At 42.3% G+C, this 14,596-nt stretch carries 8 protein-coding genes and 1 pseudogene; 6 read left to right on the plus strand and 3 right to left on the minus strand.

Annotated features, from left to right (window positions below; translation table 11 throughout):
• The first annotated feature begins 72 nt into the window (after positions 1 to 72).
• Together flhO and flhP are read left to right on the plus strand one after the other, a co-directional pair.
• Entirely contained in the window at positions 73 to 885 is an 813-nt protein-coding gene (gene flhO / locus LWH95_RS16785) for a flagellar hook-basal body complex protein FlhO (protein WP_084991078.1), read from the plus strand.
• A gap of 32 nt (positions 886 to 917) precedes the next feature.
• Entirely contained in the window at positions 918 to 1,727 is an 810-nt protein-coding gene (gene flhP, locus LWH95_RS16790; protein ID WP_225514381.1) for a flagellar hook-basal body complex protein FlhP, read from the plus strand.
• Positions 1,728 to 1,747: 20 nt separating this feature from the next.
• Here the strand turns inward: flhP and rapD are convergent, their stop codons facing one another.
• The gene (rapD, locus tag LWH95_RS16795; protein ID WP_003235665.1) at positions 1,748 to 2,812 is read right to left on the minus strand and encodes an aspartate phosphatase RapD; all 1,065 of its coding nucleotides are present in this window, start codon (positions 2,810 to 2,812) and stop codon (positions 1,748 to 1,750) included.
• A 191-nt stretch (positions 2,813 to 3,003) separates the two neighbouring features.
• On the opposite strand from rapD, the gene fabZ reads away from it, so the two are divergent.
• Positions 3,004 to 3,429, plus strand: a complete 426-nt coding sequence (gene fabZ, locus LWH95_RS16800; RefSeq protein WP_003235662.1) for a 3-hydroxyacyl-ACP dehydratase FabZ — start codon at positions 3,004 to 3,006, stop codon at positions 3,427 to 3,429.
• Positions 3,430 to 3,501: 72 nt separating this feature from the next.
• Entirely contained in the window at positions 3,502 to 3,894 is a 393-nt protein-coding gene (mscL, locus tag LWH95_RS16805; RefSeq protein ID WP_232920021.1) for a large conductance mechanosensitive channel protein MscL, read from the plus strand.
• Positions 3,895 to 3,932: 38 nt separating this feature from the next.
• Here the strand turns inward: mscL and LWH95_RS16810 are convergent, their stop codons facing one another.
• Together LWH95_RS16810 and LWH95_RS16815 are read right to left on the minus strand one after the other, a co-directional pair.
• On the minus strand, positions 3,933 to 5,003 hold the full coding sequence (locus LWH95_RS16810; RefSeq protein WP_326924032.1) for a response regulator: 1,071 nt from the start codon (positions 5,001 to 5,003) through the stop codon (positions 3,933 to 3,935).
• Between the two features lie 72 nt (positions 5,004 to 5,075).
• Positions 5,076 to 7,013 (minus strand): annotated as a pseudogene (locus tag LWH95_RS16815) (sensor histidine kinase); the annotation flags it as partial.
• Between the two features lie 181 nt (positions 7,014 to 7,194).
• On the opposite strand from LWH95_RS16815, the gene LWH95_RS16820 reads away from it, so the two are divergent.
• Complete coding sequence (locus LWH95_RS16820) at positions 7,195 to 8,271, plus strand: response regulator (protein WP_003235654.1); 1,077 nt, start codon at positions 7,195 to 7,197, stop codon at positions 8,269 to 8,271.
• Positions 8,272 to 8,585: 314 nt separating this feature from the next.
• Positions 8,586 to 14,528 (plus strand): SpaA isopeptide-forming pilin-related protein, encoded by a 5,943-nt coding sequence (locus tag LWH95_RS16825; RefSeq protein ID WP_232920022.1) that lies wholly within the window; start codon positions 8,586 to 8,588, stop codon positions 14,526 to 14,528.
• The last annotated feature ends 68 nt before the right edge of the window (positions 14,529 to 14,596 follow it).

The following is a 14,596-nucleotide window of genomic DNA, read 5'->3' on the forward strand; positions in this document are numbered from 1 at the left end:
TACTGATTTTTATCATAGAACGAACGTTCCTATATGACAACTGGAAAAAATGCCATTTTAGAGGTGGGAAATTTGTTAAAAGGATTATATACAGCAACATCCGCAATGATTGCCCAGCAGCGAAGAACGGAAATGCTTTCAAATAATATTGCAAATGCAAATACATCCGGATATAAAGCAGATCAAGGCTCCATGCGCGCGTTCCCTGAGATGCTGCTCAGCAGAATAGAATCAAAATCTCCAGCCGGAACAACGAGGACGGAAGTCGGTTCCGTGAATACCGGTGTGTATATGCAGGAGCTTAAGCCTCTTTTCACACAGGGAAGCCTGAAGTCCACAGATCAGCCTACAGATATCACATTGGTTGAAAATCAAGTTCCGGTTCATGCGGAAACCAATGAAAACGCGGCTCTTTTTTATCCGGTTCAGACAGCGGACGGAATCCGTTATTCAAAAAGCAGCACATTTTCACTAAATGAGAATAATCAGCTTACGATCAACGGAAATCCTATTTTATCAACGGATGGCCAGCCAATCACTGTGGATAATGAAAATTTTACTGTATCTGAAAACGGTACTGTGACAACGAACGGACAGACAGCCGGCCAGATTGATGTCAGAATGGCGGAGGATGTCCGCAACCTGAAACGGGACGGAAATAACTTGTACAGCACCGCGGACGGCAATGATCTGCCAAGCGCAGCTGATAATAACCAGGTATCCTATTCATTAAAACAAGGCGTCTCTGAGCTTTCAAACGTGGATGTGACAAGCGCCTATACAGAAATGACTGAAGCGTACAGATCGTTTGAGGCCAATCAGAAGGTTATTCAAGCTTACGATAAAAGTATGGATAAAGCAGCTAATGAAATCGGAAAAATCTAAGATAACGGAAGAAAAAACGGGGGACATCAACTATGCTCAGGTCAATGCTAACGGCATCAACAACCTTAAACCAGCTGCAGCAGCAGATTGACACAATCAGCAGCAACCTTTCAAACAGCAACACAACCGGCTATAAGGCAAAAGATACGAATTTTTCTGAGCTAGTCAGACAGCAATTCGATCAGGTTGATGAAAAAAATGAGGAAGTGGCAAAAGCCCGAAAAACGCCGCCCGGCTTGCGCCTCGGCGTCGGAGCGATGATGAATTCACGCCTTGTATCTGATCAAGGAAGCATTCAGAAGACGGATCGCGATCTGGATATCGCGTTTACGTCTCCATACCAATATCTTCAGGTGAACGTGAATGGAAACCGGCAGTATACGAGAGACGGAGCGCTGTACTTAACGCCGTCAGCTGCGAATGCCAACCAGCTTCAGCTCGTTACTGGTAATGGAAATCCGGTGCTTGATGAAAACGGAAATACAGTCAACATCGACAGCTCAATGAAGAATATCACCATCAATAAAAACGGCACCTTAACCGCATCTGACGGAAACGCAGTCCAGCGGTTTAATCTCGGGGTTGTCCAAGTGAATAACCCTCAAGAGCTGAAATCGGAAGGGAATAACCTTTTCTCTATTGATAATGCGGCAGCTTTTGAAGAGCTGAATGGCGCGAATAGACAAAACATCGGCATGCAGCAGGGCTCGCTTGAGATGTCTAATGTCGATATTTCTGAACAAATGACAGATTTGATCACGTCCCAGCGTTCATATCAGCTGAACAGCAGAACGATTACAATGGGAGATCAAATGCTCGGTTTAATTAATTCAGTCAGATAAAAAGAAATGGGCGTTTTCAATCAGCCGCGCATGATAAAAAAAGCGGCTTTTTCGAAATCGTCCTTTTTTTTGTAGTATTCCGTGATATCTTCCAAAAGCACCTCTAAATCCACCCACGCTTCAATTTTTTCTAATTCAAGCACATATTCAAGCAGCTGATCATAGGGGTCTTCAACTGATGTGTAGAGCGCTTCAAGCGTTTTTAATTTTAAGTAAATGGTTTGAATGTCTACCTTTTCAGATAATTCTTTCCCTTTTTCCAGGACGGCTTTCGCTTCTGTGACCTTTCCTGTTTTAAAAAGCGCTCTGACAGATTCGTACACACAATGCAGATACGAGACTGGAGAATTCGTTTCAAATTCTTGATTCTTTAATACCTTTTTAAAGTAAAGAAGCGCTTCCTGGTCTTTTTTTTCGGTTGCTTTTAAAAAGCCAAGGTTATAATAAGCGTGGCATAGCAGGTTTTCGTCATGTAATTGCTGGGTTTTCCTAATGATGTCTTTGAAAAGCTGTTCAGCTTTTTCGTAGCGCTCTTGATCAATATAATTAACGGCGAGCAAAAGCTTGCAGGTGATCACCTTTTTTATATAGCCGAATTGATGTAAATAGATGTGTAATGCTTTTTTGACGTATTGGATGGAAAGCGGCGGTGATTTCATCAAGTAATAGGCGCCGGCGGTTTGATAATATAAATCAGCGGCTTCAAACGTATTTTGAATGGCGGCCAGGTACTGTTCAGCTTTTTTAAAATGATTCACTGCATGTTTCGGAGCTGTTTTTACCATTTCGTATAATCCTGAGAAAAAATACAGATAATATTTCAATTCATCATCCATTTTGTCTTCCAGACCGTACAGATCATCGAACAATGAATCAAGTCCGTTCTGGTTTTCAAAAAGCAGCTGATGGCGGGCCTGAAACAATTGATAACGCATCCAAAGTTTTGTATTCTTTTTGAGCTTCGGAAGGTGCTGGTCAATTTTCTCTTTCAGTGTGCAAACGTGATTCATTTTGCGCTTGCTCATTGCGGAATACCACTCGTCTAACATGTTTTGCATCCTTTTTTCAATAAACTTCGAAATCATTTTCCTACCTCTTTGCTATTGGTAAAATCTATAATTATCATATCATAACTTTTGACGGCTCTCATTGACAGTTGGTTACATTTTAGCGCGGTTGAAAAAGAGATTAATTCATAATATACTTTTCAAATGTACAGATTTGATCTTCGATGATTGCTATACATACTAATGCAGATGAAGGAGATGTCAAGAGAATGCTTGATACTCAGCAAATTAAAGAAATTATTCCTCACCGTTATCCGTTTTTGCTTGTAGACCGGATTACGGAAGTTGAAGAGGGCAAACGGGCAAAAGGCTATAAAAATGTAACTGCTAATGAAGAGTTCTTTAACGGACATTTTCCACAGTATCCGGTAATGCCCGGCGTATTAATTGTAGAAGCGCTTGCTCAAGTCGGAGCTGTTGCGATGCTGATTAAAGAAGAAAACCGCGGCAGACTGGCGTTCTTTGCGGGCATTGACAATTGCCGGTTTAAAAAACAAGTCAAGCCTGGTGATCAGCTTCATCTTGAGGTTGAAATCACTCGTGCGCGCGGCACAATCGGGCGCGGAAAAGGCGTTGCCACAGTTGATGGCGAAGTTGTTTGCGAAGTCGAACTGACTTTTGCTCTCGGAGAATAACTGAAATAAGGCAGATGGGCAGCGGCACATTTGTCTTTTTTCGTTCAAAACATGAAAAAAGCAGGTGATTGTATGTGGAAAGAATTTAAGGCCTTTGCCATGCGCGGGAACATTGTTGACCTCGCAATCGGTGTTGTAATAGGCGGCGCGTTCGGCAAGATTGTCACATCTCTAGTCAATGATATCATCATGCCTTTGGTGGGCTTGCTGCTGGGCGGGCTTGATTTTTCAGGCTTGTCGTTTACGTTTGGCGAAGCTGTAGTGAAGTACGGCAGCTTTATACAGACGATTGTAAACTTCTTAATTATATCGTTCTCCATTTTTATTGTTATTCGGACTATGAATGGGTTGAGACGCAAAAAAGAAGCAGAGGAAGAGGCGGCGGAGGAAGCGCCGGATGCGCAAGAGGAGCTGCTGAAGGAAATCAGAGATCTGCTGAAGCAGCAAACAAGGTCGCCGGAATAAAAAAGACTGCCGTTCTGAAACGGCGGTCTTTTTTATTTTCAATTCCTTTCACTTAATGCTGCGGGGTTTTCCGTTGTTTCAGCAAGATGAATAAGCATGGAAACAGAGGTGCCGGCTTCCGGAGTGCTGCTGATTTTCAACTCGCTTCCGCAAAAATGTTTCAGCCGCTGGTTGATATTTTTTAAACCGACGCTGCGGTCGAAACCCGAAGATAAGAGATCTTTTCGTTTTTCCGGAGCCATGCCGACACCGTTATCTTCTACTTTGATGTAATACTCGTTCCTGTTTTGTTTTTTAGCTGTCAGCTTGATCCATCCTCCGCCTCTTTTCTTGCTGACGCCGTGAAGAACGGCATTTTCCACCAAGGGCTGAATCATTAAAGGCGGAAGGATAAAGTCAATGTCATTGTCTATATCGAAAAAAACCTCAAGCCGATCGCCGAAGCGCGTCTTTTCTATGGAAAGATAGGAACTGATAATAGAAAGCTCATGTTTGAATGAACTGATGGCTGATGTATTTTGGAAGTCAAAACTCATTCTTAAATAGTTGGTAAATTCCTCTGTTACCTCCCGCGCTTTTTCAATATCCAAATGACTGAGAGAAATGATCGTGTTTAATACATTGTAAAGAAAATGAGGCTTGATTTGCGATTGGAGAAATGCCATTTCCATTCTTGTGGCTTGATTTGCTGTATGTTTCATCATAATCAGGTTTTTGATACGCGCCATAAATTCAGAGTAATGAAAAGGCTTTTGCAAAATGTCATTCGCTCCGGCATGAAAAGCCTTGTATTTGTCATGGCCGATAATGGCTGCTGTAATCATCAGAACCGGGAGATCAACCATGCTGAATCGTTCGCGAATTCTCATACAGACTTCGAAACCAGTCATATCCGGCATCATCAAGTCCAGAATAACCAAATCAAGCTTGGTGCAAGAGACAACTTCTAATGCCTCCATTCCGTTTTTCGCAGCAATCACATTGTAGGGAACGCCTTCCAGCATATCGATTAAGATTTTTAAACTGTCGATGTTATCATCGACAATCAAAATTGTTGGAGCGTCAATTTTCTCAGAATAATAAGGCGTGCTCATAGAGATATCTGACATATCTATCCCGGATTGTAAATCAGGAAGACCCTTCTTTGTTTCAGGTACAGGTTCATTTTGAGCAATCGGCAATGTGAAATGGAATGACGAACCTTTTCCCTCTTCCGATTCGACCCAAATGTCTCCGTTTTGTAGCTGAACCAGCTGTTTGACGATGCTTAGGCCAAGACCGGCTCCGTCGTCTTTATTTGTTTCGGCTTGCTGAAAAGAGTCAAATATGGTTTGGCAATCGTCTTCTGAAATGCCGCTTCCGGTATCCGTTACTGTCACCTTGATCATGTTATCGTTCAGTCTTGAAGCAGAAAGTGTGATTTGGCCCTCCGCTGTATACTTGATTGCATTGTCTACTAGATTGGTTACAATTTGCCGAAAGCGGTTTTCATCTGTGAGTACCAAAGGAAGGCTGGCTGGAATATGATTTATAATGTTCAAGTTTTTATGTCTGGACAAGAGATTGTAGAAATTCATTTCCGAACAGATTAAAGTATAAATATCAACAGGAACCGGGTGAATCTGAAGCATGCCTTGCTTTATGTTTTCTAAATCCAGAATGTCATTCACCAGATTGGACAGCCTGTAGCCCATGCGGATGACAAGCTGCATGTTTTCTTTCTCTTCTTCTATGGTTCTTTTTCCTTTGCCGGCCAGCAGCGTTTGGCATATATTAATAATGCTGTTCAGCGGCGTTTTGAATTCATGTGATGTTTTGGCAATAAACTCATCCTTTAGCCGGTCAATCCTGAGTAATTTCCACGACAGCACTTCATTTTCGCGGAAAGCGCCGGCAAATTGCTGTGCCATCAGAAGAACAATCGCCAGCAACGCAATGACGGTTGGCAATGAATAAATCGAATTAAATGAAAAGGCTGTTTTTCCGCTGTAAGCGGAGATGGTCGTTAAAATGACAAAAGCACTCATTGAAATAGAAGCGATTGTCAGATACAGGCTTCCTTCCATTTTGCGAATCGCTGCAATTGTAAAAATATATGTGATATAAACCAGGGTCGAAACGGCTAGCACAGAATGTAATATGTATGAGCCATGGCCGATAAAACCCACTGTTAAAAAATCTGTGATCAAGACCAGCCCGGAAGAAACAGTGGCTATGAGAATAAAACGTTTTGATACAATCTGCCGGTAAGCAAAATAGAGATAGAGAAAAACCGCTATACTGACAAACACGGTTGAGATTGCCCTCATTGAATTTAGCAATGAAAATGAAATTGACGGATAGAGGAGAAATATAATCCGCTCTTTTCCGATCATCAGAATAATGAATGAAAACAGAAGACACATAACAGAAAAAAACAACAAATGTTTATCCTTTTTTCTTTGCAGGAAAAAGCCCAGAAAATATAATCCGGTAACGAAAAATGCTGTAATCATGACCGAATCATTCAGAAAGGAAATTTTGTTCTCCCGCAATATTTGGTCCTGCGTTCCAAAGGTAATCGGCTTTGCGATTCCCCACCCCGGCGTTTTTCCGAAGTTTGAAAATTGTACCACAAGTTCATTGTCACCCTTGTGAAGCGTAAAAAAGCTCGTATACGGTCTGTTTTGCGCCGTGAAATCAGGTTTATTTGAAGGGCTGCCGCTCTGTCCAATGGATTGTCCATTGAAATAGATGCGATTTGCACTGTAAATAAACGATGTGCTGATCCCAAAAAGCTGATTATCTTGATTTGATCTGATAATTAGCTTGTACGTTCCGTAATCCACATTGATGCCCTGTTTGGTCACCTTCACATTGCTGGGAACATCAACGAAGACGGGATCTTTTCCTTTTGCTGAAGAAATCTCTTTTGGTGACAGCAGCTGATTGGGATATAATGTCCACTTTCCATTCAGCTGTACATTTCCATCCTTCTGAAAATCCCAGTTTTCCAGATTCATGACTCCATGCCTTGCCGCAGGAAGTGTTGATCCCGAAAAATGGTCAATGCCTATAAAAATCATAAAGAAAGCGGCATAACCAAAAATAATCGAAATAAAAATGAATTTTTCTTTCATATCAGTGCTCCTTTATCCCAATAGGATCATTCTTAATTCCCATTTTTTATAAATATTTTAAATGCAAACTTTCAAAAACTACAATAGAAAGAAAAAGAATCCAGATAAAGGGGCAATTTGGCATGATATAATAGAAGTTATTTACTGATATCTCGATTTTACATACAGGGTGTGATGTTTTGTGAAAGCGTTAATTGTTGATGATGAGCACCTGGCATTGCTTCACTTTAAAAATATGCTTGAACGGACAAACGCCTTTCAATCTATTATGGCGTATCAAGATCCGATTGAAGTACTGGAGCATCCTGAGGTTGCTGCTGTAGATGCAGTGTTTCTTGATATTGAAATGCCGGGGGTAAACGGCATTGAGCTTGCTGAAGCGATTCAATCGATGAATGAAAACATCCAAGTCGTTTTCATCACGGCCTATAATGAATTCGCTATCAAAGCGTTTGAGCTGAATGCTATTGATTATTTGTTGAAGCCTGTTATTTACAAGCGGCTTGAGACAACTGTTGAGCGAATCAGAACGAATAACAAGCTTAGAGCATCTATGGAAAATACCGAGGCGCATTATTTGATCCAATGTTTTGGGAACCTGCAGTTTCATCAGATCTTAAAGGAAGTCAAAACAAACATTCCCGTCAAGTGGAGAACGTCCAAAGCACGCGAAATATACACCTTTTTACTTCATAATCAAGGGCGTGTTGTCAGTAAAGACACGCTAATCGATCTTTTTTGGCCTAATTATGATGTCTCAAAAGCAAGCACCCAACTCTACTCTACCATTTATCAGATAAGGAAATTGCTCAGCCAGATCCCTTTCAGCCAAACAATCGAGAAGACCGACACAGGATATATTCTTCGACTTTCAGGCGCAAAAATCGATGTTGTGGAATGGGAACAGTCACTAAAAGAGGCGCCCCCGCTCAATACAGCTACATTACATCTGCACATGGATATTTTCATGTCCTATCAAAATCATTATCTGATGGAGCATGGCTATTTGTGGGCAGAACCGGAAAAGACGCGTCTAGTCCAGCTTTGGCTAGGAAAGGCTTATGAACTGATCGATTTTCTCATTCGTGAAATGAAAGATCATCAAGCGATGGACATTTGCCTGCAGGCCGAGAAAATGGAGCCTTTTGATCATAAAATTATGCAATATAAGCTGCAGCTATTTAACAAAAGCGGGAAGGTAGAAGAGGCGATAAAAGAATATCAGCGCTACAAACAAATGAAGGATCAAATTAATTAAAGTATAAATATAGCAAAAATCCATATCCATCCAGTGTGTGTCGATTGCCCTATCGAAGCACACTGGTTTTCTTTTTGTACATGTCATCTTCATGGAAAACCCTCGCCATACGTCTCCATTGAAACTTTAAATCTCCAATTCATTCAGTTTTTAGTTGTACAGAATTTGTATAGTTCCATTTCATACAATGTAGTTTGGTTCGGCTTCGTTTTTAAACTCATTCGGCATTAACAATGGGGGGATGAGACATGATTCTATGGTCTCGCGGATCAATCGGCAAGTGAAAAATAGATATGAAAGGGAGGAATGGAAAGTTGAGAGCGAGGAGTTTTCCCTTAGGGCTGAAGAAAAGCGGGCGGATATTCATGATCATAAGCCTGGCCATCTTTTTCTTCTTCAGCCAGATTGCCAGCTATACTCTTACAGCAGAGGCTGTGGGCGTATCAGCAAGCGACAGACAATTTTTCGATTCAGTGACAGTCAAAGACAGCAATCAGCAGGTTGTTGACGGGTCAAAAGGAAACGAACCGGCATTAAAGCCGGGGGATGAAGTGACACTGACATATGAATGGTCATTAAAACATGATAAAGAAGCAGTAAGCGAACAGGACATCAATGTGGAGATACCTAAAAGCTTTACATTTGATAAAGGTGCAGAAGGTGAGATCAAATCTGCTGATCAGGTCATCGGCAGCTATCAAGTGCCAGCGGGCAGCAGCACTCTGACGGTGAAATTAAATAGCACGTCCGCGGATTCTCCTGATGCCAAGGGGACTATTACACTGTCAGCTATGTTTACTGCAGATGTAAAAGACGATGAACATACAGTAGCAGCCCTTTTTCAGCTAGGGGGAGGCAACACCCAACAGGTGATCATCCCTGTCAAGAAAGATGAGATACCAGATGCCGAGGCGGAAGAGCCAAAAAACGACTCTTCTGATACTGCGGGTGATCAGAAAGGGACAGATGACAAATCTGCACCTTCAGTCAGCAAGGATCAAAAAGAAGAGGAACCAAAACCATCGGCAGACTCTAAGAGCAGTGATTCTCCTAAGAGCGATGATTCAAAAAAAGTGTCATCCTCAAGTCAATCAGCTTTCAGAAGTCTGGAAACTGAAGAAAAACAAATCACGCAACATATTCTAACCGACGTGACATTGACGGACGAAAACGGAAAGCCATATGACAAGGGCAATCGCGCCGATACGAATTCTCCGGTGAAAATTTCAATTGATTGGGCTATTCCTGATGATTTAGGAAAAACAATCAATGCCGGCGATAAATATGAATTTGATTTGCCTAAAGAATTTATTATGCATAATGACATTTTGAACCTGCCGTTAGGCGCCGGAGATACCACCTACGGGACATTTTCTATTGATACGAACGGACATGTGGTGATGACATTTAACGGCGAGGTAAAAGAAAGTTCTAATGTCAAAGGCACATTGGTTATCAATACGCAGTTCAACGAGAAAAAAATAACGGGATCGACAACACAAAAGATTCCATTCCCTGTAAATTCCGATACGCCTGAAACAACGGTTTATTTTAAGCCAAATGTGAGTAAAACCATTGATAAATCAGGTGTTCTGGATAAAGGCATCAACCCCGGTAAAGTAACATGGACGGTCGATGTCAATAAAAAATTGGATCAAGTCAAAAATGCCAAACTCACGGAAAGCCTTCCAGAGGGCTTAACTTACCGTTCAGTTAAAGTGTATGAACTCAATGTGAACATTGATGGTTCTGTCAGCAAAGGAAATGAAGTTTCTTCCGGCTACAGCGTTGATTCAAAAGGAAACGTCTCATTTGATGGGACAATTGATTCAGCCTACCGCCTTGTATACGAAACTGACATTGACAATAGTGCGAAGCCGAGTGAAAGCGGAAATCTAACGCTGACGAACAAGGCAGCATTCAGCGGAGACAACCTGGAACCCATTTCTGCCGAAGCCACTGTTGCAGCCAAATATGGAAAAATGATTGCGAAATCATCGACCGGCTATGATGGAGAATCTCAAACATTCAGCTGGGCTCTTTCATACAACTACGGTGAGAAACAGATCGATCAATCCAAGGCCAGCATTAAAGATTCTTTTGGAACTGGCGATTTGCACCTTGTGAAAGATTCTTTGAAGGTTACCCCTATTACCTTTGGACAGAACGGCAGCGAGCAAGCCGGAACGCCTTTAAAGGAAGGCGAGGACTATACGCTGATCGATAATGGAAGCGGATTTGAAGTCAAATTTAATAAAACCATTACCAGCGCTTACAAAATCACATATCAAACAAAGGTCAACAGCGGAGTGATCATTGATAAATCAACAACATACACCAACAGCGTGGTGACCGGAACAGGTGATTCAAAAGAAGCTTCTGGAATAGCCATTCAACAGAACCTCATCAAAGGGTATTCAAATGTTGATTATGAGAAGAAGACGGCTGATTGGACGATTACAGTTAATAAAAACAAATATGAGATGAACAATTGGACGCTGGATGACCAATTCGAAAGCGGCGGATTGGTTCTGATTGATGACTCGTTCAAAATTCAAGACATAACGAACAACAAAACATTGCAGAAAGACAAAGATTACACGTTGACAAAAAAACCCGGCCATAAAGGCTTTACTTTGGCATTGATCGGGGATTACGCAAAAACCGACAGTCAATTTAAGATTACTTACACAACAACATTCAATGCTGATTATTCTAACGAAAGCGTCAAGAATACAGCTCAGTCAACATGGACTGATCAAAACGGCAACGAGCGCACGAATAAGGTATCAAGCGGTTTTACGCCGAATCATCAGACTACAAACAATGGTTTCAAAAACGGTTCATACAACGCGGTTTCAAAGGAAATCACGTGGAAAATCGGCGTCAATTATAATGGCGAGCCGACGAAAAACCCTTATATCAAAGATGTCATAACAGATCCTCAGCAATTTATGCCGGGTTCCGTTGTGGTTAAGAGCTATACGATCAATAAAAACGGCTCCATCACAGAAGGAGACGCACTTGATCCTTCCAAGTATGATGTCGAAGAACCTTCTGCGAATAATGAACGCACTCTGACGGTACACCTTAAAACAGGCGATTCTGTACCATATCTGATTGAGTTTAAGACATCACTCAAGGGGCAGGTCATTGATCAGAACCAGTACACAAACAAGGCAACATACTATAATGACGGTTATGCAGACCGCACGTTGACGGGCTCTGTTTCAGTTACGAACGGAGGAAATCTGGTTTTCAAAGGCGGCAAACAAAATGGAAGCTACATCGATTGGAACATTAATGTCAACTCCAGCCAATCAACGCTGGATGACGTAAAAGTTACTGACACGCCGGATGAAAATCAAATACTAGATGCAGATTCTTTTAAAGTATATCAAGCAAAATATGATGAAAACGGTGTGGTCAAAGACAGCAGCGGAAATCTGACCGCGGGCGATGTCGAGCTTCAAAAAGACAAAGATTACACGTTAGACATCAAAACCAACAATACAACAGGTGAACAATCGTTTGTCCTGACATTCATAGGCAGCTATAAGCAAATTGACCGTGCCTATTTGATCAAATACCGTTCTCTGATTAACATAGCCGGAACGAACGGCCACGTTAAAAATAAGGTGTCCATTTCAGGAACAAATGTGAAAGAACAGACTCAGGAAAACAGCAGCTCGATCTTTGTTGCCATTTCAAGCGGCGACGGTTCCGGATCTGGAGAAAAAGGAAGCCTGACGATCTTTAAAACAGGTGAGGACGATAAAGCTCTAGAAGGAGCAGACTTTCAATTATGGTCTGAGGACGCCAAGCAGCTCCTGCGCAAGGGCACGACAGATGCTGGCGGGAAACTTACATTCGGAAATATCCGCTACGGTTCCTACGTATTAAAAGAAGTAAAAGCGCCTGACGGATATACGATCAGCGATGCTTATGTAAAAGGGGTCCCTGTAAAGATAGACAGCAATTCCTCTAAGACAGGAGCGCTGTACAAAGTCGTAAATCAACAGAACAAGGTGACGCTTATCAAACAAGATGAACAACATAAGCCTTTGGCGGGTGCTGTTTTCAAGCTGGAGAAAAAGTCAAATGACGGCACCTATACTCTCATACGAACTGATATAAAATCTGATAAAAACGGAAAAGTGGAAATGAACGGTTTGCCGGCGGGCTACTATCGCCTGACAGAAACGAAAGCTCCGGCAGGATTTATCGTGAATACAAAAGCGATTCACTTCTCCATCGCAAAAAATGAACAGAATCAATTGTCCGACGTTAATTTGGGAGCAATGACCAACTACCAAGGAAAAGTCTCTCTGACGAAGGAAAATGCTGAGGGCGAGAAACTTGAAGGCGCAGTATTCAACATTGTCGATCAGGATGGAAATGCCGTTCAAGAGGGTCTGGCCTCGGATAAAGACGGAAAAATCGAGGCTTCGGGCCTTGCACCGGGACGTTATGCTTTTGTTGAAACGAAAGCGCCATCCGGCTATGTGCTGAACACGGAGAAAAAAGAATTTACGATCTCAGAATCAGCAGCAGGAAAGCCAGAATCCGCAGATGCCGGGATTGCCGTGAACGATAAAGGTGCAGTTGAGTTAACGAAGGAAGATGGCGACGGCCAGAAACTTGAAGGAGCCGTCTTTAAGATTATCGATAAGGAAGGGAAAACGGTTCAAGAAGAGCTGGCATCGGATAAAAACGGTAGAGTCACAGCTTCAGGCCTTGCGCCGGGCCGCTATGCTTTTGTCGAAACAAAAGCGCCAGCCGGCTATGTGTTAAACACGGAAAAAATAGAGTTCACGATTTCTGAATCAGCAGCAGGAAAGCCTGAACCAGCAAAAGCCGGGATCGCGATTAACCATAAAGGCTCTGCTCAGCTGACGAAGGAAAATGCTGAGGGCCAAAAACTTGAAGGGGCCGTCTTTAAAATCATTGACCAAGAAGGAAATACGGTTCAAGAAGAGCTGACTTCCGATAAAGACGGGAACATCACAGCTTCAGGCCTTGCGCCGGGCCGTTACGCCTTTGTTGAAACAAAAGCGCCAGCCGGCTATGTGTTAAACAAGGAGAAAAAAGAGTTTACCATTTCTGAATCAGCAGCAGGGAAGCCAGAATCTGCAGAAGCCGGGATCGCCGTAAACGATAAAGGCTCGGTTCAGCTGACGAAGGAAGATCAAGATGGAAAAGGCTTAGCCGGCGCAGTATTCAAAATCACTGACAGCAATGGGGAAACAGTGAGAGACGATCTAGTTTCAAAAGAAGGCGGCAAAATTGAAGTTGACGGGTTAGCACCGGGAAGCTATCAATTTATTGAAAAAGAGGCGCCAGATGGATATCTTTTATCCGAAAAACCAGTGTCATTCACCATTAAAGCTGAATATAGCGGCAAACCTGAACAAGTGAAAGTGACAGCGGTTAATATCAAGAACCTTGTTGTTCTCACCAAAGTGGATCAGCATGATAATAATAAAGTTCTGCAAGGCGCGGAGTTCAATCTGACAGACGCCAACGGAAAAGTGCTGAAATCCGGCTTGACGACGGATGAAAAAGGTCAAATTACCGTGCACGGCCTTAAAGCTGGCGAATATCAGTTTGTCGAAACAAAAGCGCCTAAGGATTATCATTTGGATCAAACACCTATATCGTTCAAGATTACAAATACAGAAACGAAACCAATCGACATCACCGTGGAGAACATATTGGCACCAGGTGACGTGAATGTGACGAAAGTGGATCAAGACGATAAAAATACAGTTTTGGCGGGCGCTGAATTCAAGTTATTGGACGCAAGCGGCAAGCCTGTAAAAACTGACGGCTATGGAAAAGAGCTTTCTGAACTCTGGAAAACGGATAAACAGGGGCAGTTTACAGTAAAAGACCTTGCGCCGGGAAGCTATCAATTGATTGAAACAAAGGCACCAGAAGGTTACAAACTGGATGAAACACCGATTGAATTCACAATAGAAAAAGGACAGCCAAAAGCTGTCGAGATCGTGGTTTCTAATCAGAAAGTAAAAACGCCAACGCCTGACAAACATGACAAACCTGCACCGGGTGGAAATGTGAAGGAAGATGGACATCATTCGAAAACCAATGGTACATCGGGTGATTCGAAAACAGAAAATCCCCTTCCGAAAACCGGAGATGCGGACAGCACGCTGACAGTAATGATCGGTATTCTGCTGCTTATGGCAGGCGGAGGCTTAGCTGTTGCCTCAAGAAAGAAGCAAAGAAAGGGATAAATATGAAAGCACCTGATCATTGAAGAATCGATCAGGTGCTTTTTTAAAAGTGACACAGCTCATTTTGA

The organism is Bacillus sp. G16, assembly GCF_021282335.1.
Classification (GTDB): Bacteria; Bacillota; Bacilli; order Bacillales; family Bacillaceae; genus Bacillus; species Bacillus inaquosorum.